Source organism: Micromonospora sp. NPDC050397, assembly GCF_044901685.1.
Taxonomy (GTDB): domain Bacteria; phylum Actinomycetota; class Actinomycetes; order Mycobacteriales; family Micromonosporaceae; genus Micromonospora_G.
The window spans coordinates 210,116-232,144 of record NZ_JBJDPS010000004.1 but is presented as its reverse complement, the minus strand read 5'-3'; the positions used below and the strand labels follow the sequence as shown (position 1 = coordinate 232,144).

The window sequence follows — 22,029 nt, the reverse complement described above, 5'->3', positions numbered from 1 at the left end:
GGCGTATCGGATACGTCGGGTCGACCGGCGGCGGCGGAAGAGCCCCGCTGACGGTGCTGCGATGCGCGGTGGTCGCCCACCGCGTGCGTTTTAGTGGAACGAGTCGCCGCAGGCGCAGGAGTTCTGCGCGTTGGGGTTGTCGATGGTGAAGCCCTGGGCGTCGATCCGGTCGGCGAAGTCGATCGTCGCGCCGGTGAGGTACGGGGCGCTCATCCGGTCGACGACCACCTCGACACCGCCGAAGTCGTTGACGACGTCACCGTCGAGCGAACGCTCGTCGAAGAAGAGCTGGTAACGCAGGCCGGAGCAGCCACCGGGCTGTACGGCGACGCGCAGCCGCAGGTCGTCGCGGCCTTCCTGCTCGATCAGGGCCTTGACCTTCTGTGCCGCGATGTCGGTGAGGACGATGCTGCTTGGGGCCTTTGCCTCGGTCGACTCAGTCGACTCGGTCTGCACTGGCGTGGTCACGTGAAAGTCTCCCCTGCGACGGTGTCTTGGGTCCGTACTGGCCAACGCTAGCCCTCTGACCGGCCATTCCCAATGTGGTTCGGATCTAATTGTAGGTCGGTGAGGTGCGGGTCACCCGGCTGCCGGCACGGGTGCCGGACCGAGGCTCGCCTCGAGCACCGCCCGTTGGGTGGGCCGCGCCTCTTCCTGGCGCCGCCGGCCCGCGTCGGTGAGTGTGACGAAGACGCCACGCCGGTCCTGCTCGCAGAGTGCCCGGCAGACCAGTCCGTCCCGTTCCAGCCGGGCCACCGCCCGACTCAACGCGCTCTGACTCAGGTGTACCAGCTCGGCCAGCTCCTGCATCCGGAGTTTGGCCGCCGCGCTCGTGGCGAGCCGGTCGATCACCTCGAACTCGCTCATGCCGAGTCCGTGCCGATCCTGTAGCTCCCGCTCGAGCGCGCACGAGGCCGCCGCATACCGACTGGCGAGCTGGCGCCATTCGGTGACAAGCAGGTCGTCCTCGGACACGCCCCGGATGCTACCACATGCCCAAGCAAAATGTGTTCAAGCACTTATTGCTTGTGCATTAGATGCGCGTGCAAGTAAGTTCCTGGACATGGCACTTTCCAGCACGCCCGACAGCGGGCCACCATCCCGGCTGACCAGGCCGGACGCGACCACCTCCGGCAGGAGGGACACCGGCACCGGGCCGGTGGACACGGCCGCCGGTGGGCCGAAGATGACCGCCCGCCTCTACGGCACGCTGCTCGTACTCTGTGGCGCGCTCTTCCTCGACGGCCTCGACGTCTCGATGGTCGGGGTGGCGCTGCCCTCGATCCAGGCCGACCTGGGCCTGTCCAACTCCAGCCTGCAGTGGATCGTCAGCGGCTACGTGCTCGGCTACGGCGGCCTGCTGCTGCTCGGCGGCCGGGCCGCCGACCTGCTCGGCCGCCGCCAGGTGTTCCTCTGGGCGATCGGGGTGTTCGCCGTCGCCTCACTGCTCGGCGGCCTGGTCGACGACCCGAACCTGCTGATCGGCACCCGCTTCGTCAAGGGCGTCGCCGCCGCCTTCACCGCGCCGGCCGGGTTGTCGATCATCACCACCACGTTCCACGAGGGGCCGGCCCGCAACCGCGCGCTGAGCTTCTACACCGCCTGCGGCGCCAGCGGTTTCTCCATGGGCCTGATCCTCGGCGGCCTGCTCACCGAGGCCGGCTGGCGGCTGACCTTCCTGCTGCCGGCGCCGATCGCCCTGCTCGTCCTGATCGCCGGCATCCGGCTGATCCCGCGTCACCGCACCGAGCGTCCGGCGGGTGCCGGCTACGACCTCGGCGGCGCGGCCACCTCCACCGCGGCCCTACTGCTCCTGGTGTACGCCGTGGTCCAGGCGCCCAACGCCGGTTGGCTCTCGGCCCGTACGCTCGGCGCCTTCGCCCTGGTGGCGGTGCTGCTCGTCGCGTTCGTGGCGATCGAGCGGCGGGTGGCCCACCCGCTGGTACGCCTGGGCATCCTGCGCAACCGGGCCCTGGTCCGGGCCAACCTCGGTGCGCTCGCGGTGACCGGTTCCTACATCGGCTTCCAGTTCATCGGCACGCTCTACGTGCAGGTCGTGCTCGGCTGGTCGCCGCTGGCGATGGCGCTCGCGTTCCTGCCGGCCGGGCTGATCGTGGCGTTCGGCGGACCCCGGACCGGAGGACTGGTCAACCGGTTCGGCACCGCCCGGGTGGCGGCCGGCGGGTTCGTCGCCTTCCTCGCCGCGTACCTGCTCTTCCTGCGGATCGACGGCGAGGCCCACTACCTCGGCGTGATCCTGCCCACCATGCTGCTGCTCGGCGCCGGCTTCGCGCTCACCTTCCCGACCCTGAACATCCAGGCCACCTCCGGGGTCGCCGACGAGGAGCAGGGACTCGCCTCCGGGTTGGTGCAGACCGCGTTCCAGATCGGCGGGGCGATCGCCCTGGCCGGGGTGACCGCGGTCCTGGCCAGCGACGCGCCCGCGCCCGGACACGTACCGGACTCGTTCTACCCGGCGATCGGGCTGGTCAGCGGGATCGCGGTGTTCGGGCTGCTGATCGCGGCGATCGGCGTCTTCGACCGGCGGGGTCGCCGCCGGGGCACCCCGACCGACCGTCCCGGGGCCGACTACCGCCAGGCCGAACTGGAGCGCATCGGCCGCGCCTGAAAGCGAAGGAAGGGCCCCTTGTTAACGCATAGCGTTAACAAGGGGCCCTTCCTTACACCGCAAGCGCCGCTCAGCGGCTCCACTGGCGGGCCAGGCGGGCGGTGACCGCGCGCAGGCCCTCGGCGGGGCGGGTCATCGCCTGTTCGACCCCGCCATGCTCCTCGCCGCCGAAGTGGTCGACCAGGCTGTACGCCTCGGTCACCCCGGCCGCCGCCGCCTCGCGCCGACCGGTGCTGACCCGGCCGGCGAGCACCACGCAGGGCACGCCCCGGTCGCGGGCCGCACCGGCGATGCCGGCGACCACCTTGCCGCGCAGCGACTGGTGGTCGAACGACCCCTCGCCGGTGATCACCAGGTCCGCCCCGTCGAGCGCGGCGTCCAGGCCGATCATGTCGCTGACCAGCTTGATACCGGACTCGCAGCGGCCTCCGAGGGCCAGGATCGCCGCCCCGAGTCCCCCGGCCGCACCGGCACCGGGGAGCCCGGCCAGCTCCGGCGGGCAGGTTGACAGCTCCCGCTCCAGTACGGCGGCGAACCGCTCCAGCGCCGAGTCGAGCAGCAGTACGTCCTCGCGGCTGGCGCCCTTCTGCGGGCCGTACACGTTCGAGGCGCCGTGCAGGCCGGTCAGCGGGTTGTCCACGTCCGTGGCCGCGACCAGTTCCACCTGCCGCAGCAGGGGTGTGCCGCCCAGGGACGCGGCGGCGGTCAGCACGGCTCCGCCGTACGGCAGGGCGTGGCCGGTCTCGTCCAGCGGGGCGGCGCCGAGCGCGGCGAGCATTCCCGCACCGGCGTCGTTGGTGGCCGAGCCCCCCAGCCCGATCACCACCCGCCGGGCGCCCGCCTCGACCGCAGCCGCGACCAGCAGCCCGAGCCCGTACGAGGTGGTGACCTTCGGGTCACGCTCGTCGGTGGCGAGCAGGTGCAGCCCGCACGCCTGGGCGCTCTCCACGTAGGCGGTGGGTCCACCCACCGCAGCATCAAGATCAGTGACGAGGATCTCGCCCTCGACCGGACGGCCGAGCGGATCGACGGTCGACACCGGCAACCGGCGACCGGCCACCGCGCTGGCGAGCACCTCGACGAAGCCCGGACCCCCGTCGGCCAGCGGACGGGCGACCATGTCGTCCCCCGGGGCGGTGTCGTGCCAGCCGGCGATCACCGCGGCGGCCACCTCGGGGGCGGAGAGAGTACCGGCGAATTTGTCTGGACAGATCAGAACCCGCATCCCGGCAGTGTGGCAGCCCACATCGGTGAGCGCTGCGGCCGGCCCGTGCTGTGGGACCATGGGGGGCGTGACTTCGACCTGGGTAGAGCCGTCAAACACCGCTGCCGCCCTGCTCCTGCTGGGTCGCGGGACCGACCCGGACAGCGAGCGTGGCGTGGACTGTCCGGGGGAGCTTCCCCCGCCGAGCGACCCGAACCTGGTGGCCCGGGCCACCGCGGCGAAGGCGGCCCTCGGTCAGCGGGTGTTCGTGCTCGGCCACCACTACCAGCGCGACGAGGTGATCCAGTTCGCCGACGTGACCGGCGACTCGTTCAAGCTGGCCCGCGAGGCCGCCGCCCGGCCGGACGCGGAGTACATCCTCTTCTGCGGCGTGCACTTCATGGCCGAGAGCGCGGACATCCTCACCACCGACCGGCAGCGGGTGATCCTGCCCGACCTGGCCGCCGGCTGCTCGATGGCGGACATGGCCGTGCTGTCGCAGGTCGAGACGGCCTGGGAGCGGTTGGAGGAGTTGGGCGTCGCCGGCTCGACCGTGCCGGTGACGTACATGAACTCCTCGGCGGACATCAAGGGCTTCGTCGGCCGCAACGGCGGTGTGGTCTGCACCTCGTCGAACGCCGAGCGGGCGCTGCGTTGGGCGTTCGAGCGCGGCGAGCGGGTGCTCTTCCTGCCCGACCAGCACCTGGGCCGGAACACGGCGGTGCTGGAGATGGGGCTGGAGACGGGCGACTGCGTGCTCTACGACCCGCACAAGCCCGGCGGCGGGCTCACCGCCGAGCAGTTGCGCGGGGCCAAGATGATCCTCTGGCGCGGGCACTGCTCGGTGCACGGCCGGTTCACCCTGGACAGCGTGAACGAGGTCCGGTCCCGGGTGCCCGGGGTCAACGTGCTGGTCCACCCGGAGTGCCGGCACGAGGTGGTCACGGCCGCCGACTTCGTCGGTTCGACCGAGTACATCATCAAGACCATCGAGGCCGCGCCGGCCGGCACGGCCTGGGCCGTCGGCACCGAGCTGAATCTGGTACGCCGGCTCGCCAACGCGCACCCGGACAAACAGATCATGTTCCTCGACCGGGCCGTCTGCTACTGCTCGACGATGAACCGGATCGACCTGCCGCACCTGGTCTGGGCGCTCGAGGAGTTGGTCGCCGGCCGGGTCGTCAACCAGATCACGGTCGACCCCGACACCGCGCACCACGCTCGGGTGGCGTTGGACCAGATGCTCGCACTTCCGTGAGCAGAGGAAATTACCCAAAGTAATGATCGCTGTACCGATAAGCGCGGACGTCCCGATTTCATGCCACTTAGGTCGGGGTGACCAACGCCATTTCGGTCACGGAGCGCTATGCTGCCCAGGCGACACAGAGCCAGCCGTACGACGTGCGGCTGCGCCCCCCGACGGGCTACGGCCGTGAGTGACGCTCAGCCGCCCCGCACCCCTTACCCGGCAGCACCTATCCGCTGGAGGTTGCGTTGACCGACGACGTTCTGGTCGTACACGGAGGTACCCCGTTGTCGGGGAAGATCCGGGTCCGCGGCGCCAAGAATCTGGTCTCGAAGGCGATGGTCGCCGCCCTGCTCGGCGACACCCCGAGCCGCCTGTACGACGTGCCGCGCATCCGCGACGTCGAAATCGTCCGGGGACTGCTGGAGCTTCACGGCGTGAAGGTCAGCGACGGCGACGAGGACGGCGAGCTCGTCTTCGACCCCGCGAACGTGGAGAGCGCCAGCACGGACGAGATCAACGTGCACGCCGGGTCGAGCCGGATCCCGATCCTGTTCTGCGGGCCGCTGCTGCACCGGCTCGGCCACGCGTTCATCCCGGACCTCGGTGGTTGTCACATCGGCCCCCGGCCGATCGACTTCCACATCCAGGCGCTGCGACAGTTCGGCGCGGTCGTGGACAAGGCGCCGGAGGGCATGCACCTGACCGCCCCGAGCGGCCTGCACGGCACCAAGTTCGAACTGCCCTACCCGAGCGTCGGCGCGACCGAGCAGGTGCTGCTCACCGCCGTGATGGCCGAGGGCGTCACCGAGCTGCGCAACGCGGCGGTGGAGCCGGAGATCGTCGACCTGATCGCGATCCTGCAGAAGATGGGCGCGATCATCAAGGTCCACACCGACCGGGTGATCGAGATCCAGGGTGTGCCCCGGCTCAAGGGCTACACCCACCGGCCCATCCCGGACCGGATCGAGGCGGCGAGTTGGGCCGCGGCGGCCCTGGCGACCGGCGGCGACGTCGAGGTGCTCGGGGCCGAGCAGGTCGACATGATGACCTTCCTGAACGTGTTCCGCTCGGTCGGCGGCGCGTACGAGGTCACCGACGCCCGCGCGCCGAAGCTCGGCAACCCCGGCCAGGAGGGCGGCATCCGGTTCTGGCACCCGGGCGGCGAGCTCCAGGCGGTGGCGCTGGAGACCGACGTACACCCGGGGTTCATGACCGACTGGCAGCAGCCTCTCGTCGTCGCCCTGACCCAGGCCCGGGGCCTGTCGATCGTGCACGAGACGGTGTACGAGCAGCGCCTGGGCTACACCGAGGCGCTGAACAAGATGGGCGCCACGATCCAGGTCTACCGGGACTGCCTGGGCGGCACCCCGTGCCGGTTCGGCCGGCGCAACTTCAAGCACTCGGCGGTGATCGCCGGGCCGAGCAAGCTGCACGCCGCCGACCTGGTCATCCCCGACCTACGGGCCGGGTTCAGCCACCTGATCGCCGCACTGGCCGCCGAGGGCACCTCCCGGGTGTACGGGGTCGACCTGATCAACCGCGGGTACGAGGACTTCGAGGCGAAGCTCGCCGACCTCGGTGCCCACGTCGAGCGCCCGTAACCGGATCTTCACCGGACCGGCACCGGGTGCCCGTAGGGCACCCTGACGGCGGTCACGCTGACGCCTCCCGCACCGTGATGTGTGGGAGGCGTCAGCCGCCCGCTACCCTTCATCCGTGCCGTCGTTGTTTCGCCGTAAGTCAACCGACCTCGTCGAGGAGAACGTCACCCTGGTGACCACCTCCGACGAGGCGACCGAAGCCGCCCGCCCCCGGGGCTACACGCCCAGCAAGAAGGAACTCGGCAAGGAGACGCCGAAGCGTCCGAGCGCCGGGCGTCGACCGGGTGCCGTCGAGACGCGGCCACCGGCGAACAAGCAGGAGGCCCGGGAGCGTCGCCGGGCCGCCCGGGCCGAGGCGGCGGCCGAGTTCCGCCGCGAGGGCGGTCCCCGTGACCGGGGCCCGGAGAAGGTGCTGGCCCGTAACGTGGTCGACTCCCGGCGTACGGTCGGCACCTGGTTCTTCGGTGGCGCCCTGATCGTGCTGATCGGCTCGTCGGGTGCGATGCCGCCGGTGGTCCGGCTGGTGTCGAACCTGCTCTGGGGCGCGCTCGCGCTGGGTGTGGTGGTCGACTCGATCCTGATCTCCCGCAGGATCAGGAAGCTGGTCCAGGAGCGGTTCCCGAAGACCGGGCAGCGGATGGGCTCGCTCTACCTCTACGCGATCATGCGCTCGATCACCTTCCGCCGGATGCGGGCACCGACCCCCCAGGTCAACATCGGCGACAAGATCTAACCCTCGCCGCCGACCGCCGCGCGGTCCGGGTCCGTCCCCTGGGACGGGATCGGACCCGACGGCGGGACGGTCGGGGCCGGCGTGCGGTAGAGGCGGCTGACCACGTCCTCGATGTCCGGCTCGACGATCGCGATGTCCCGCAGCGACGCCAGCCCGGCGAGCCGGGCCACCACCGCCCCGGCGGTGACCGACTCCAGCTCGAAGACGAGCCGCCGGCCGTCCGCCTCGATCCGGCGTACCGGCGCCCCGGGCAGCACCGGTGGAGTGGCGAGCGGCTCGTCCAGGTCGACCACGACCAGGCGACGGGAGCCGTACCTGGCGTGCAGCGCCTCGATGTCGCCGTCGTGCACCACCTGGCCGTGATCGATCACCACCAGCCGCCGGCAGAGCCGCTCGATGTCGGCCAGGTCGTGCGTGGTGAGCAGCAGGGTGGTGTCGCCGGTCCGGCCCAGCTCGCCGAGGAACTCCCGGACCGCCTGCTTGCTGACCAGGTCGAGCCCGATCGTCGGCTCGTCCAGGAAGAGCACCTCCGGCCCGTGCAACAGTGCCGCGGTCAGCTCGCCGCGCATCCGCTGCCCGAGCGAGAGCTGGCGGACCGGGGTGTCCAGGAAGCCGTCCAGGTCGAGCAGGTCCCGGCAGCGGCGCAGCCGGGCGGCGTGCTCGGCGGCCGGCACCCGGTAGATGTGCCGCAGCAGGTCGAACGAGTCGCGTAGCGGCAGGTCCCACCAGAGCTGCGAACGCTGGCCGAAGACCACACCGATGCGCAACGCCAGCCGGGTACGCTGCGCCACCGGGGTCAGGCCGCAGACGCGTACCTCCCCGGCCGAGGGCATCAGCACGCCGGTCAGCATCTTCAGGGTGGTGGACTTGCCGGCGCCGTTCGGTCCGATGTAGCCGATCATCTCGCCCCGGGCCACGGTCAGGTCCACCCCGTCGACGGCGGCGACCACCTTCTTCGTCCGGCGCAGCCGACCGGCCTTCACCCGTACCGTGAACTCCTTGCGCAGTCCGCGCGCTTCGATGACGTCAGTCACGATCCCGTACTCCGGTAGTGCCTGATGCCGGTCCGCCAGACGGCGGCGGCGATGACGGCGGCGAGCAGCGCGACTCCGGGCGCGGCCCACCCGGCCCAGGCCGGCAGGCCGAGCGGGTCGGTGCGGCCGAGCAGCGCCAGCGCCGGGTAGTAGGCCACGAAGGCAAAGCCCAGGCCGTACGCGAAAATCGCCCGGAACCATCCACCGTAGACGGTGATCGGGTACGCGGTGAAGTCCCGACCACCGTACGTGAACGCGTTGCCGACCTCGCCCGAGTCGATCCACCAGAACGCCAGGGTGGCCGACGCCACGAAGATCGAGCCGAAGAAGACCGCCCCGGCCAGCGGGGTGACGACGACCAGCAGCGCCCGCCCGGGGGTCCAGTCGACGTCGGCCGCGACCACCGCGACGACCAGCACCGAGAGCGCGAACAGGGCCCGGGAGACCTTGCGCAGCGGCAGGTCCATCAGAAGCAACTGCGGCAGCGCGCCGAGCGGCCGGACCAGTACGGCGTCCATCAACCCGGACCGGACGTACTGCCGGACCCGCTCGATGTTTCCGACGGTCAGGTCGGCGGTGGCGAACGAGCAGGTGGAGAAGCCGACGATGACCATCGCCTCGCGTACGTCGAAGCCGCCCAGGGTCCGGGTCACCCCGAACAGCACCAGCACCGTGAGCACGTCCAGGACGGTGGCGCCGACGTTGCTGACCAGGTCCACCACGAACGAGGTGCGGTACGACGCCTGCGACCTCGCCTGCCCGCGCAACAGTGCCAGGTAGCCGGCGGCCGGGCCGGGGCCGCGTCCCCGGTCAGCCACCCTGCACCACCAGTCGACTCTCGGCCCGGCGTTGCACCGTCCGGCAGGCGAGCAGGATCACCAGGACCCAGAGCAGTTGCAGCCCGACCAGCCCGAGTTGGGTCCGCACACCGTCGCGTTCGACCAGCACGTCCAGCGGGGTCTGCATCAGACTCGGGAACGGCGTGGCCAGCCAGAGCGAGACGTACGCCCAGTCGGGCAGGAAGCGCAGCGGGAAGTAGAGACCGGCGAGGACGCCGGAACAGAGGGTCCAGAGCAGCATCGGACCGCGTACGTCGGCCAGCCAGTAGACGGAGGCGTTCACCAGGTACCGGCAACCGAACGAGAGCACCACCGCGAGCACCATCGAGACCAGGAAGAGCGGCGTCGTCGGCCACCGGGTCGGCAGGTAGACGTCGAAGAAGATCGGACCGGTGAGCACCGGCGGGACGAAGCGGGTGAGCACCGCGTACGCCGCCCGGCCGAGATCGGTGGCGAGGTAGCTGACCACCGGGGAGACCGGACGGAGCAGGTCGCTGGCGATGTCGCCGGTCCGGATCCGATCAGCCAACTCGGTCCAGCCCCAGAGCCCGACCACGGCGAGCAGCCCCTGTCCGACCCAGACGAAGGTGGCCAGTTGGGCCGCGTCGTAGCCACCCGCCCGCCCGCCGGCACCACTCGCCACGGCGAGGAAGATGTAGCAGTGGAGAAACCCGAAGACGATGTTCGTGAAGGCACCCGCGAACGTCGCCTGCCGGTACGTTGAATGGCGCCGGTACCCTGATCCGGTTATCGCAGTAAATGTCCGGAACCAGAGGATGATGTTTCCCGCGATCGAAGGTGGCACAGTGGCGGTGACCGAGCCCACGCCGTTACCCTCCTTCCGCGACCACGCTGCAGCAAGCCGGGTGACGATATCCGGCATCCCGGGCTGCCCACAGAGAATTTTCCGACGAGGTGACACCGCCGTGAGTGAGCGACGCGAGCCGTTCCGACGGCCGCGCCGCGCGCCCCACCTCAGCGGGGTCGAATCATGACGGATCGCTACCGCGACCGGTGGGGCGATCCACCCGAGCCCTCCTGGATGGTCGAACCCACCTCCGAGTGGGAGCCCGCGTTCCCCGGTCAGCGCTATCCCGGCGACCCCGGGCCGCAGCGCCGACCGCAGCGCCCCTCCGGGCGGGCGTCGGTCGTCTCGGGTCGGGCCGAGGTGCATCCGGCCGACGACCAGTCGTCACACTCCGACGAGCCGTACCCGTCCCACCCACGTGGCCAGCAGCAATACGGTCCCCGCTCGGGGTACGCGGACTCGGACCCGGCCGGTAACCGGTACGGCGATCGCGGCCGTGAACCCGCCGCCGGACACGATCGCGGCCGTGACCAGGCCGGTTACGACCGCGGTCGCGACACCGCCTCCGGTCGCGACCGCGGTCGCGACACCGGTTACGGACAGCCTTCCGAGTACGGCCGACCCGCCGCTCACGGACAGCCACCCGGTCAGCGGGATGCGCCCGGCTACGGGCAACCGAACGAGCGGGGACAGCGCCGGCCGGCGGACGGCGGGCCCTCCCGCTTCGACCGCGCCTATCCGCCCTCGGACGAACAGCGGCCACGCCGGGACGACCCGCGTTGGAATGACGACCAACGGCCGCGCCGCGACGATCCCCGCTGGAACGACGACCAACCAGCACGCCGCGACGACCCACGCTGGAACGACGACCAACCAGCACGCCGCGACGATCCCCGCTGGAACGACGAGCAGCCACCGCGCCGGGACGCCCCGCGCTGGAACGACGACCAACCAGCACGCCGGGACGACCCACGCTGGAACGACGAGCGAGCGCCCCGGCGGGAGAACCAGCGGGCGTGGTCGGACGAGCAAGCAGCACGCGGTGACGACCCGCGCAGACGGGCGGAGGAGCAACCGCCCCGGATGGACAGCCGCCGCCCGTCGGCGGAGGGTCAACGTCCGCCGGGCGAGGGCCGGCGTCCGGCCTCCGACGGCTGGAGCCCGCCGACCGCACCGGACCGGGCCGAACACTGGGGCGGTCCACTCCCCCCGCTACGCCCGGTCGGCCAACCGCAGCAGACCGGTCCCGCCCACCCGGTCAGCCCGGCCCATCCGGCAGGTCCGGCGCGCCCGGTCAGCCCGGCGGGTCCGCCGCACCCGGTCAGCCCGGCGGGTCCGCCGCACCCGGTCAGCCCGGCGGGTCCGCCGCACCCGGTCAGCCCGGCGGGTCCGGGACGCCCGGTCAGCCCGGCGGGTCCGCCGCACCCGGTCAGCCCGGCAGGTCCGCCGCACCCGGTCAGTCCGGCGGGTCCGGGACGCCCGGTCAGCCCGGCGGGTCCGCCGCACCCGGTCAGCCCGGCGGGTCCGCCGCACCCGGTCAGTCCGGCGGGCCCGGGACGCCCGGTCAGCCCCGACCGACCGATCAGCCCCGCCTACCCACCGGCTGCCACCGCCCCGGTCAGCCCGGCGCACCCGGCCAGCCCCACCTACCCGCCGGGTCCGGCGCACCCGGTCAGCCCGGCGCACCCGGGCGGATCCGGTCGTGTTGGACCAGCCGGGCCGGGTCAGGGCGAGTACCGCACGGGCGAGCGCCCGGACCAGCCACAACGGCCGGACCGCCGGCCCGCTGCCGGACCGCCGCCGGACTGGGAGCCCCGGGAGCACCCGCAGTATCGGGCTCGGGGCGGCCCCGCTCCCTCCGACCCGTACGAGCGGTCGGCCGGGCGCAGGCCCGAGCCCGGACCCGAGGAGACCCAGGCGCTGCCGGGACGTCGTCCGACCGCACCGGACACGAGGCAGACCGATGCCAGGTCGACCCCGCCGGACAGCCGGTCCGCGCCGCCCGCACCCCGGTCCGGCGCGCCCGACGGCACGGGTCGGCCCCACCCCGCCGCGCCGGGCTGGTCCGCGCCGGAACCCCGCCCGCCGGTCGCCCCGAGCGGTCCCGCCCGCGCCGGTCGGAACGACGGTCCGGTGGAGCGGCCCGATCGCGCCGAACCGGGCTACCCACCGGCCGCCGAGGCCCCGCGCCGACCGGGTCCCGGCACCGGGGGCCACGAGCCTGGCGTCCTGCCGCAGCGTGACCGCCGTACGGGCAACGGGCCCGCACCGGACGCCGCCCGGTCCCCCGACCGTGGTCCGGCCGTACGCCGGGATCCGTCCTCGCCGGACGGTCAGCGCCTGCCCGACCCCGGCCCCCGGCCCCCACTCCCCGAGCGCGGACCCGTCCCGGGTCAGCACCCCACCGCGCCCGTTCGCCCCGACCGGCCGGCGGATCAGGGGCGCGGCACGGAACCGCGCCCCGAGGCGGGTTGGCCGATGCCCGAGGTCCCGTCGACGTACCGGGACCGGTCGGCCGACCCGGTGTCCGGACCGCCGGTCCCGAACGAGCCACTGCTCAGCGGTGCCGACCTCTTCACACCACCGCGCGAGCGGCGCAAGCAGCCGGCCGCCGAACCTCCGGTCGAGCCGGCGGTGCCGAGCCAGCGTCCGGCCGAGCGGGACGGTGACCCGACACCGACCGGTGCACCCGTGTCCGCCTGGCTCGCGCCGAAGACCGAGCCGGAGCCACCAGCCCCGCAGGCGCCACCGACGCGCCCGGCCGACGACGAGCAACCGCGTACGCCGGTCGCCGTGCCACCGGCGGCCGGACTACGCCTGGAGTTCCTGCCCGCGCCCCAACCGCCACCCTCCCCGGCCACGTCCGTAGCCTCCGCCGGCCCCTCCACTCCCGCTCCGGCGGAACCGGCGGACACGCGTACGCCGGTCGAGCCGACGCCGCCACCGGCGGCCCCGCCCGACTCCTTCGAGCAGCCCGAGCCCGCCCCGCAGTCGCCCGCCCCGGCCGTCGCCACGACCACGGAGCCGTCCTCGGTGGACGGCCACTCGGGCGGCCCCACGGACCTGGACGCGAACCGGGACCCGACGGCCGAGGAGCGGTACGACGACGGCACGACCGAACCATCCGCAAGCGCCACGCCCGGCACGACTGCGGAGTGGTACGACGGCGGCACGTCCGAACCCTCCGCGAGCGCCACGCCCGGCGGCGATCTGGGACACCAGTCCGGACCGGACGCCGGGATCACGATCGAGCCGGCCGGCAGCATCGCGGTCGAGCCCTTCGACACCACCGCCGTCGAGCCGGCGGCGGGAAGCGGCCGACCCGGCGAAGCGTCCACCTCCGGCGGACCGGCACGACCCGCTGACGAGGTACGGCAGCCGGCGGACCCGCGTGCGGCGGAGGCCGACGCGACAGCCCCCGGCGCGACGAACTTCGGTACAGCGAAGGCCGATGCGGCAAACCCCGGTGCGACGGAGACCGGGCCGACGGCAGCGGGCGCCGGTGGTCCGACCACCACGATCGGCGACCTGCCGGCGACGGAGGCCCCCTGGACGGGAGCCGGCACGTCTGACGTCGCCCCCACCGGACCCACCCCGCCGGACCCCGTAGGACCAACCGAGACCGGACCAGCCCACACCGGACCGGCCGACACCGAGCTGCCCGCCACCGGACCGGTCGGCAGCGGACCGGCCACCACCGAATCCACCCCGGACGACAACGGCACGCCCGCTCCCGACGAGCACCCGTCGCCGGTCGCACCCGCCTCCCAGACCGCCCCGGCGGAACACCCGACCGGCGGCGGTGAGGACCCGGACGACGGTCCGATGCCGGAGGACCCGGTGCCGGTGTCGGGGCCGCCGCTCGCCACCTCCGCACCGGGCTCGCCGGTGGCCGAGGCAAGCCCGGACACCGTGCTGCCAGCACCGGAGGGTCCGGCCGCCGGTGCCGCCACCGCACTGCGCGCGCCGACCATGCTCACCCCGATCATCACGCCGGACGAGCCGGCCGAGGCGGAGGACTCCTCGACGGAGGAGGCGGCCGAGGCACCGGTCGTGGACCCGGAGCAGGTGCTCTCGTCGTACCGTTGGCGCTTTCACCACGAGACGCTGCGTGAGTTGGTCGAGGACCCGGACGAGTTGCGGGCGATCCGGGACCGGTTGACCGAGAAGCTCGAACCGGCGCAGGACGACCCGACCCGGGCCCGGCTGCTCAGCCTCCGCGCGGTGGTCTCCCGGATTCTCGGCGACCTGGGCAAGGCGCTCGCCGACGGCAAGCTCGCCCTGGGGCACGCGGAGGCGACCGGCCAGTTGCGGCGGATCGCCATCGCCCAGGCACGGCTGGCGCACGTGCTCCAGTGGCGCGGGGACTTCGCCGAGGCCGACCGGCTGTTCGAGGAGGCGAACTCCTCGGAGTTGCCGGACCGGCTGCGGGCGACGATGCACGAGCACGCCGGGCGGTCCTGCTACGACCAGGGCCGTTACATCGAGGCGTGCAACCACTTCGAGAAGGCGCTGGAGCTGCGCAAGGTCGAGGACCCGGACCTGATCGCCCGGACCGAACTCGCCCTCGACGCGGTGTTCAGCAAGGTGGCCCAGCAGGGCTGGGGGCCGTACCCCCGGGACCGGGACGTGATCCTCCAGGTGCACCAGCCGCCGGTGCCGACGTTCAGCGAGAAGATGCAGCGGTGGGGTTACACCACACCGGACGGCGAGCCGGCGGTGGCACCGAGCTACGCCGACGCCCAGCCGTTCCACGGCGGGGTGGCCTGGGTACGCCGGCCCGAGGCCCGCACCTGGGAGCTGATCGACGAGTCCGGTGAGCTGCTGATCGGGTCGGACGCGGGTTACCTCGGCGTCGGTTCCTTCGCCGACGGGCTGGCCTGGGTGTCCCGGGACGGCACCGGGGGCTGGATCGCGATCGACCGGACCAACCGGGTGGTGATCGGGCAGGGCTGCGACGACGTACGGCCGTTCCGGCGCGGTGTGGCGGCGGTCCGACGTGGTGGCTGGGGTGCGGTCGACAAGACCGGTCGGGTGGTGCTGCCGACCCGGTACGCCGCGTTTGTCACCGCCCTGACCGACGGGCGCTACGTCGAGGGTTTCACCGACGAGGGGCTCGCCATCGTGGACCTGGGCGGCCGGAAGGGCGTGGTCGACCGGAGCGGACGGATGATCGTGTCGCCGACGTACCCCGCGATGGTGATCCACCCGGTGGCGTTCCTGATCGCCACACCGGACGGACAGTGGGGAGCGCTCGACCGGCGCGGCGAACTGCTGGTGGATCCGGTCCACGCGAGCCGCAACGACGTGATGGACGAGATCGACCGGCTGCTGGCCGACACCAAGCCGGTGCTGTGATCGGGACGTCCCCGCAGACCGAGCCGATGCTCTGATCTGGAGGGTTCCGGCGGACCGAGCCGGTACTCAGATCGGTAGATTCCGGCAAACCAAGTCGATCATTGAACGGACATCGGCAACCGTTAAGGTCTGGGCATGGACTTCCGACACCTCGGCCGTTCGGGTCTCCGGGTCAGCGAGATCTCGTACGGCAACTGGATCACCCACGGCTCCCAGATCGAGGAGGACGCGGCGCTGGCCTGCGTCCAAGCCGCCCTGGAACACGGCATCACCACGTTCGACACCGCCGACGTCTACGCCGGCACCAGGGCCGAGTCGGTGCTCGGCCGGGCCCTCCAGGGCCAGCGCCGCGAGGGAATCGAGATCCTCACCAAGGTCTACTGGCCGACCGGCCCCGGACCGAACGACCGGGGTCTGTCCCGCAAGCACATCATGGAGTCGATCAACGGCTCGCTGCGCCGCCTGCAGACCGACTACGTCGACCTCTACCAGGCCCACCGCTACGACTACACCACTCCGCTCGAGGAGACGATGGAGGCCTTCGCCGACGTCGTGCACTCGGGCAAGGCGCTCTACATCGGCGTCTCCGAGTGGCGGGCCGAGGAGATCCGCGAGGCGTACGAGCTGGCCCGGCAGCTCAAGATCCACCTGGTCTCGAACCAGCCGCAGTACTCGATGCTGTGGAGGGTGATCGAGGCCGAGGTGGTGCCAACGAGCGAGGAACTCGGCATCGGTCAGATCGTCTTCTCGCCGATGGCCCAGGGTGTCCTCTCCGGCAAGTACCTGCCCGGCCAGCCGCCGCCGGCCGGCTCCCGGGCCACGGACGAGAAGAGCGGGGCCTCCACCATCGCCCGGTTCATGACCGACGGGGTGCTGACCACCGTGCAGCGGCTCAAGCCCCTCGCCGAGCAGGCCGGGCTGAGCATGGCGCAGCTCGCGGTCGCCTGGGTGTTGCAGAACCCGAACGTGTCGTCGGCGATCGTCGGCGCCACCCGGCCGGAGCAGGTCGCGGACAACGTCAAGGCGGCCGGCGTCAGACTCGACGCCGACCTGCTCAAGGCGATCGACGAGATCGTCGCGCCGATCACCGAGCGGGACCCGGCCAGGACCAAGAGCCCGGCCCGCCCGTAACACCGCCGCCGGGTAAGGAAGGGCCCCTTGTTAACGCATAGCGTTAACAAGGGGCCCTTCCTTACCTCTCAGCCCTGCCAGAAGCGGATCAGGTCGTAGCCGAGGGCGTAGAGATTGGCGGGCAGGCCGATCCAGTCTCCGACGGTGAAGACGACGGTGAAGAACCAGCCACTGATCCGCGGATTCCAGAGCAGGGCGAACAGCAGCAGGAACCCGTACGGGGCCATCAGGTCGTAGCCGCGCCGCCACTGCGGCGACAGCCACGGGTAGAGCATGTTGCCGCCGTCGAGCCCGGGAACCGGCAGCAGGTTCAGCACGCTCGCGGTGAGTTGCAGGAAGCCGAGCAGCGCGACGCCGGACCAGAACTCCGGGTGCGCGGCCACGTCCGGGTCGAACGCGAACGGCAGCACCAGCGCCAGGGCGAAGAGCACGTTTGTCGCCGGGCCGGCGAGGCTGACCAGGGTGTGCCGGAGCCGGCCGGGGATCCGGTGGTGGTCGACCCAGACCGCGCCGCCGGGCAGGCCGACACCGCCGAGCAGCACGATCGCCACCGGCAGGATGATCGACAGCAGCGGGTTGGTGTACTTCAACGGGTTCAGGGTCAGGTAACCCCGGTGGGCCACCCCCCGGTCGCCGGCCCGGAAGGCCACGATCGCGTGCGCGTACTCGTGCAGGCAGAGGGAGACCAGCCAACCCGAGACGACAAAGAGGAAGACGTCGAACCGGACGTTGCCGAACCCGTTCCAGGCCATCACGCCGCTCGCCACGAAGAGGGCGACCAGGGCCAGGAAGATGGGGCTGGGCCGGAACGCCTCCCTCGGTACGCCGAGGACGAGCCGGTCCCGTCCCGGCTGTTCGTAGCCCATCAGGCTCACTCGGTTACCGGTTGCAGGCTCATCCGGTACTCCGTCCGGTCGTCCTCCATCAGGATCACGGTGGCGACCCCGGCCGCCGACAACTCACGCCAGGTCTGGCCGATCCAGGACTCGGCGTCGGCCTGGCTGCCGAACGTCTCGTCCGGCCCGCTCACCGCCTGGCCGTCCGGGCCCTCGTACCGCCAGCTCCACGGCATATCGTGTCTCCCCTCACCGATGTCCCCGACGGACCCCGCAAGCCTAGCCGTCCGGGACCCGGCGTCGATCGCCAGCGGCCGCGCGGGCGGACGTAGGGTGCCGGGATGCGATTGGTGAGCGGCTCCGACATCACCGCGGCGATCGACCGCCTGGCCGGCCGGGTCGTACGCACCCCGCTGCTCGGGTCGGCCCGGCTCGGCGACAGCCTCGGGGTACAGGTCCTGTTGAAGGCCGAGAATCTGCAGCACACCGGGAGTTTCAAGGTCCGGGGCGTACTCAACGCGCTGCTCGCCCGACAGGCCCGGGGCGAGCTGCCGACCGGGGTGGCGACGTTCTCGGCCGGCAACCACGCGGCGGCCACCGCCTTCGGCGGGCGGTCGCTGGGACTCCCGGTCGTGGTCTGCATGCCACCCCGGGCCGTGGTGACAAAGGTGGAGGCGGTACGCCGCTACGGCGGCGAGGTCATCTTCACCGACGACCTGCTCGGCACCTGCCGGACGGTGGCGCAGGAGCGGGGCTACCCGATCCTGCACCCGTTCGACGACCCAGACGTGATCGCCGGCCAGGCCACCGTCGGGGCTGAACTGGCGGAGCAGCTCGCGGGACCGGGGGTCGACCCGGCGGAGGTGGACCTGGTGCTGGTGCCGGTGGGTGGCGGCGGGCTGATCAGCGGGGTGGCGGCGGCGGTCCGGCAGGCGCTGCCGTCGGCCCGGGTGGTCGGCGTGCAGCCGACGGGCGCGAACGCGGTGGCGTACGCCCTGCGGGTCGGCGAGCCGGCCACGCTGCCGAACCGTCCGGTGTCGCTCGCCGACGGGCTGACCGCGCCCTTCGCGGGTGTGCACACCCTGGCTCACGTACGGGACCTGGTCGACGAGGTGGTGGAGGTGGCGGAGGAGGCCATCGCACCGGCCTGGTGGGAGTTGCTGGACAGCACGAAGCTCCTGGTCGAGCCGGCGGCGGCGGTCGGGCTCGCGGCGCTGCGTCAGGGCCTGGTGCGGACCCGGCCGGGCGGGACGGTGGTGTTCGTCCTCTCCGGCGGCAACGTGGCGCCGGCCAGCCTGGCCGGGCTCGGGTGATTGACGTTTGATCACGCTGGTCTTGGCTGCGGGGGTGGGGTCGGGGGCGGCGTGCCCCACTCTGGGCGGTCAAGCTTGATCCCGTCGTGGGGCACGCCGCCCCCGGCCCCTGGGGCACGCCAGGTCGTCGGTCCTGGAAGGCACGCCGTCTCGACGTTGCGGAGGAGATGTTCCGGGGGGGTGGGAGGCGTGAGGTGGCACGCTGCGAAGTAGTACAAAACAGCACAGCTCACGGTCGAGGTCGGGTAATCCCGGTCGGTGGCCGACCTCTCAGGTGCGTCCCCGACCGGGCGCTCTAAGGTACGGGCATGTCCGTTGACGGGTGGAGCACGGTTCTCGTACTCGGCGGGATCCGGTCCGGCAAATCCGAGTTCGCCGAGTCGCTCGTTGGCGAGGCAGCCGCTGTCCGTTATGTCGCGACAGCGCGGCGCCCGGAAGCGGACGAACCCGACGATCCGGAATGGGCCGCCCGGATCGAGGCGCACCAGCGGCGCCGGCCCCAGGGCTGGACCACCGAGGAGACCGCCGCCGACCCGTCCCGGCTGGCCGAGTTGATCGCCGGGGCCGGTCCGGACGAGACGTTGCTCGTCGACGACCTCGGCGGCTGGGTGACCGTGCTGCTCGACCCGGTCCACCAGCCGGCCGACGACCAGGCGACCATCGCCGAGCTGGCCGCCGCGATCCGCGACTGCGCCGCCCGGGTGGTGCTGGTCAGTCCCGAGGTGGGGCTCTCCCTGGTGCCGACGACCACGCTCGGGCGGGTCTTCACCGACGCGCTCGGCACCACCAACCGCGCGGTCGCCGAGGTCTGCGACGCGGTTGTGCTGGTGGTGGCCGGGCAACCGGCCTGGCTCAAGCCGGCCCCACCCGCCCGGTCCGCCGCCAACGGATCGAATCAAGCCGCCGCAGAGGGCCAGGTCGCCACGCCAGGCCGGCTGGTGCCGAACCAGTCCGGCCCGGCCCGGCCCGCCGCCGACGCGGCGCTGTCCCAACCGGCGCCGACCGCCTCGCCGGCCGTGCTCACGCCGCACCTGCCGGACCCGGAGCCGGAGCCACCGGTCGACGGTTCGCCGTGGACCGCGCCGACCATGATGCTGCCGATGGTCGCCACCGGCCTGGTCATCCAGACCGGGATGGACCTGCCGATGCCGGACGAGTACGCCGGACCGCAGGCGATCGACCGGCTCGCCACGCTCGACCTGCCCGGTGCCGGGCTCGGCAACCTCGAACGGGTGATCGGTTTCGCCGCCGGCACCCAGGGCACGGCGACCCCGCGCCCGTGGCGGGCGGTACGCGTACTCCTGCTCCACGGTGACCACGACGGCGGCGCGTCGGCCGGCAGCGTGCCCAGCGAGTCCGGCCGTCGGGCCGACCAGGCGCGGGCCGGTGAGGGCCCGCTCGCCCGGCTCGCCGCCGAGGTCGGCGCGAGCCTGCAGGTGGTGGACGCGCCGACCGCCGCGCCGATCGAACACGGACCCGCGTTGACCCCGGAAGCCGTCGAGTCGGCCCTGCGCTACGGCTGGCGGCTGGCCGAGGAGGCGGTTGACGCCGGGGTGGAGGTGATCGTGCTGGCCGCCTGTGGCGCCGGCACCGAGGCCGCGACCGCGGCGGTGCTGGCCGCCACCGCGGGAGCCGAGGCCGCCGCCGTGCTGGGTCGGGTGATCGGCCCCGGCGGCCAGGTGGACGACGCGGCCTGGATGATCCGCTGCGGGGCGGTACGCGACGCGCTGCACCGCACCCGGCGCAGCCCGCGTGGCCCCAAGGACATCCTGGCCGAACTCGGTGGCGGCGACATCGCCATCGCCGCCGGCATCCTGCTCGGCGCCACCGCCCGGCGTACGCCGGTGCTGCTCGACGGCCCGGTCGGGGTGGCCGCCGGCCTGGTCACCCGGGACCTCGCCGGCCAGTCCCGGCACTGGTGCCTGCTGCCCGACCACGGCAACCACCCGGCGGTCCGGCTCGCGGCCGACGTGCTCGGTCTGACCCCCCTGCTCGACCTGCGGATGGACCTGGGCGAGGGAGCGACCGCGCTGGCCACCCTGCCACTGCTGCGTACGGCGCTGACCCTGGCCGGCTCGGTCAGGGAACACCCGTCCCTGGCCGGCTCGGCCGGCGAACCCCCGTCCCCGGCCAGCACCGGCTGGGACGACCCGGCCACCACCGGCTGGAGCAACCCGACGGCTCCCGGGCGGGACGACTTGACGGCCGCCGGGCGGGACGGGCAGGCGTCCGACGACGGAGAGCCGGGACCGGACGACCGGCGGGCCGGTGGCGACCGTACAGCGGGCGGCGGGGAGTTCGGCGAGCCGGAACCGGCTGGTCCGGGACCCGCGCGTACCGACTGGTTCCCGGGCGGCGACGACCCGGCCGAGCCCACGCCGGACGGTGGGACCGACCCGGACCGGCCGTCGCAGCCGACGACCGGCGGTTACGGCACACCGGGAGACGGGATCGACGCGCGGACCGGCGACGGCGCCCCGCGCGGTGCCTGACCGGCTGATCCCGTCCGGCGCCCGGCTGGCGCTCACCACCTTCACGATCGCGCCGGTGCGTGCCGGCCGGGTGGACCGGGCCACGGCGGCGGTGGCGATGGCGCTCGCCCCGGCCGTCGGTGCCCTGCTCGGCGCGGTGCTCGCCGCGATCCTGCTCGCCGCCGCCGGTGCCGGCGCCCCGGCACTGGTCGGCGGCGCGCTGACCGTGACGGCCGGCGCGCTGCTCACCCGGGGGCTGCACCTGGACGGGCTGGCCGACACGGTGGACGCGCTCGGGTCCTACCGCTCCGGCCCGGCCGCCCTGGAGATCATGAAAAAGCCGGACGTGGGCCCGTTCGGCGTCGCCGCCCTGGTGCTCGTACTGCTGCTCCAGGCCGGGGCGCTCGCGGCCCTGCCGGACCGGCGCTGGCCGGCGCTGCTCGCCACGGTGGTCACCGCCGTCGCGGCGGGTCGGCTCGCGGTGAGCTGGGCCTGCCGGCGGGGCGTGCCGGCGGCCCGACCGGACGGGCTCGGCGCGCTGGTCGCCGGCACCGTCGGCCCGGTGCCGCTGACGGTGGCCACCCTCGCCGTCGCGGGCGTCGCGGTGGCGGCCGTGCCGGGCCGCCCGTGGCAGGGACCGGTCGTGGTCGGGGTCGCGCTGGTCGCCGGTTTGGTGCTGTTGCGGCACACGGTACGGCGTCTCGGTGGCGTCACCGGCGACGTGCTCGGTGCCCAGGTCGAGGTGACCACCACGCTGGTCTACCTCGGTCTCGTGCTGACCGGCTGATCCGGACGGCCATCTTCGGTAGCGTTCGCGAAAGAG

General features: G+C 72.9%; 16 protein-coding genes and 1 pseudogene. 9 read left to right on the top strand and 8 right to left on the bottom strand.

Annotation, left to right across the window (positions count from 1 at the left end):
• Positions 1-90: 90 nt before the first annotated feature.
• Positions 91-468, bottom strand: a complete 378-nt coding sequence (gene erpA / locus ACI2K4_RS16770) for an iron-sulfur cluster insertion protein ErpA (RefSeq protein WP_404512234.1) — start codon at positions 466-468, stop codon at positions 91-93.
• 111 nt (positions 469-579) lie between these two features.
• Positions 580-975: a MarR family winged helix-turn-helix transcriptional regulator gene (locus ACI2K4_RS16765; RefSeq protein WP_404512232.1), complete on the bottom strand. Its 396-nt coding sequence runs from the start codon at positions 973-975 to the stop codon at positions 580-582.
• Positions 976-1,063: 88 nt separating this feature from the next.
• On the opposite strand from ACI2K4_RS16765, the gene ACI2K4_RS16760 reads away from it, so the two are divergent.
• Positions 1,064-2,629 carry an MFS transporter gene (locus tag ACI2K4_RS16760; protein ID WP_404512231.1) on the top strand — a complete coding sequence of 522 codons (1,566 nt, stop codon included), beginning with the start codon at positions 1,064-1,066 and terminating at the stop codon, positions 2,627-2,629.
• Between the two features lie 70 nt (positions 2,630-2,699).
• Here ACI2K4_RS16760 and ACI2K4_RS16755 read toward each other — a convergent pair whose 3' ends face one another.
• Positions 2,700-3,854, bottom strand: a complete 1,155-nt coding sequence (locus ACI2K4_RS16755; RefSeq protein ID WP_404512229.1) for a glycerate kinase — start codon at positions 3,852-3,854, stop codon at positions 2,700-2,702.
• A 67-nt stretch (positions 3,855-3,921) separates the two neighbouring features.
• Between ACI2K4_RS16755 and nadA the strand changes: the two genes are divergently transcribed.
• The 3 genes from nadA (at position 3,922) to ACI2K4_RS16740 (ending at position 7,416) form a co-directional block, all read left to right on the top strand.
• Positions 3,922-5,091 (top strand): quinolinate synthase NadA, encoded by a 1,170-nt coding sequence (gene nadA / locus ACI2K4_RS16750; RefSeq protein WP_404512227.1) that lies wholly within the window; start codon positions 3,922-3,924, stop codon positions 5,089-5,091.
• A 236-nt stretch (positions 5,092-5,327) separates the two neighbouring features.
• Positions 5,328-6,683, top strand: coding sequence for a UDP-N-acetylglucosamine 1-carboxyvinyltransferase (murA, locus tag ACI2K4_RS16745; RefSeq protein ID WP_404512225.1), 1,356 nt, complete (start codon positions 5,328-5,330; stop codon positions 6,681-6,683).
• A 115-nt stretch (positions 6,684-6,798) separates the two neighbouring features.
• Entirely contained in the window at positions 6,799-7,416 is a 618-nt protein-coding gene (locus ACI2K4_RS16740; protein ID WP_404512223.1) for a DUF3043 domain-containing protein, read from the top strand.
• Here ACI2K4_RS16740 and ACI2K4_RS16735 read toward each other — a convergent pair.
• The 3 genes from ACI2K4_RS16735 to ACI2K4_RS16725 are packed head-to-tail and all read right to left on the bottom strand — an operon-like array spanning position 7,413 to position 10,094.
• Positions 7,413-8,450 (bottom strand): ATP-binding cassette domain-containing protein, encoded by a 1,038-nt coding sequence (locus ACI2K4_RS16735; RefSeq protein WP_404512221.1) that lies wholly within the window; start codon positions 8,448-8,450, stop codon positions 7,413-7,415. The genes ACI2K4_RS16740 and ACI2K4_RS16735 overlap by 4 nt on opposite strands.
• Positions 8,447-9,268, bottom strand: coding sequence for an ABC transporter permease (locus ACI2K4_RS16730; protein WP_404512219.1), 822 nt, complete (start codon positions 9,266-9,268; stop codon positions 8,447-8,449). Before ACI2K4_RS16730 ends, ACI2K4_RS16735 begins: the two co-directional genes overlap by 4 nt.
• A complete protein-coding gene (locus ACI2K4_RS16725; RefSeq protein WP_404512959.1) occupies positions 9,261-10,094 on the bottom strand; it encodes an ABC transporter permease in 834 nt (277 codons plus the stop codon). Before ACI2K4_RS16725 ends, ACI2K4_RS16730 begins: the two co-directional genes overlap by 8 nt.
• A gap of 186 nt (positions 10,095-10,280) precedes the next feature.
• Here ACI2K4_RS16725 and ACI2K4_RS16720 point away from each other — a divergent pair, with 186 nt between their 5' ends.
• Positions 10,281-15,455, top strand: coding sequence for a WG repeat-containing protein (locus ACI2K4_RS16720; protein WP_404512217.1), 5,175 nt, complete (start codon positions 10,281-10,283; stop codon positions 15,453-15,455).
• A gap of 135 nt (positions 15,456-15,590) precedes the next feature.
• Positions 15,591-16,586, top strand: coding sequence for an aldo/keto reductase family protein (locus ACI2K4_RS16715; RefSeq protein ID WP_404512215.1), 996 nt, complete (start codon positions 15,591-15,593; stop codon positions 16,584-16,586).
• Positions 16,587-16,654: 68 nt separating this feature from the next.
• Here ACI2K4_RS16715 and ACI2K4_RS16710 read toward each other — a convergent pair whose 3' ends face one another.
• Together ACI2K4_RS16710 and ACI2K4_RS16705 are read right to left on the bottom strand one after the other, a co-directional pair.
• Complete coding sequence (locus ACI2K4_RS16710; protein ID WP_404512213.1) at positions 16,655-17,452, bottom strand: site-2 protease family protein; 798 nt, start codon at positions 17,450-17,452, stop codon at positions 16,655-16,657.
• Between the two features lie 5 nt (positions 17,453-17,457).
• Positions 17,458-17,658 (bottom strand): hypothetical protein, encoded by a 201-nt coding sequence (locus ACI2K4_RS16705; RefSeq protein ID WP_404512211.1) that lies wholly within the window; start codon positions 17,656-17,658, stop codon positions 17,458-17,460.
• 105 nt (positions 17,659-17,763) lie between these two features.
• Here ACI2K4_RS16705 and ACI2K4_RS16700 point away from each other — a divergent pair, with 105 nt between their 5' ends.
• From ACI2K4_RS16700 to ACI2K4_RS16690, 3 genes and pseudogenes are all read left to right on the top strand, one after another.
• Complete coding sequence (locus tag ACI2K4_RS16700; RefSeq protein ID WP_404512209.1) at positions 17,764-18,735, top strand: threonine/serine dehydratase; 972 nt, start codon at positions 17,764-17,766, stop codon at positions 18,733-18,735.
• A gap of 308 nt (positions 18,736-19,043) precedes the next feature.
• A pseudogene (locus ACI2K4_RS16695) lies at positions 19,044-21,077 on the top strand (bifunctional adenosylcobinamide kinase/adenosylcobinamide-phosphate guanylyltransferase); the annotation flags it as partial.
• A 142-nt stretch (positions 21,078-21,219) separates the two neighbouring features.
• Positions 21,220-21,993, top strand: a complete 774-nt coding sequence (locus tag ACI2K4_RS16690) for an adenosylcobinamide-GDP ribazoletransferase (RefSeq protein ID WP_404512207.1) — start codon at positions 21,220-21,222, stop codon at positions 21,991-21,993.
• Positions 21,994-22,029 lie beyond the last annotated feature (36 nt).

Coding starts and splice junctions, on each gene's coding strand:
- ACI2K4_RS16760 (WP_404512231.1), top strand. CDS start 1,064: ATGGCACTTTCCAGCACGCCCGACAGCGGGCCACCATCCCGGCTGACC.
- ACI2K4_RS16755 (WP_404512229.1), bottom strand. CDS start 3,854: ATGCGGGTTCTGATCTGTCCAGACAAATTCGCCGGTACTCTCTCCGCC.
- ACI2K4_RS16720 (WP_404512217.1), top strand. CDS start 10,281: ATGACGGATCGCTACCGCGACCGGTGGGGCGATCCACCCGAGCCCTCC.
- ACI2K4_RS16715 (WP_404512215.1), top strand. CDS start 15,591: ATGGACTTCCGACACCTCGGCCGTTCGGGTCTCCGGGTCAGCGAGATC.
- ACI2K4_RS16710 (WP_404512213.1), bottom strand. CDS start 17,452: ATGGGCTACGAACAGCCGGGACGGGACCGGCTCGTCCTCGGCGTACCG.
- ACI2K4_RS16705 (WP_404512211.1), bottom strand. CDS start 17,658: ATGCCGTGGAGCTGGCGGTACGAGGGCCCGGACGGCCAGGCGGTGAGC.
- ACI2K4_RS16700 (WP_404512209.1), top strand. CDS start 17,764: ATGCGATTGGTGAGCGGCTCCGACATCACCGCGGCGATCGACCGCCTG.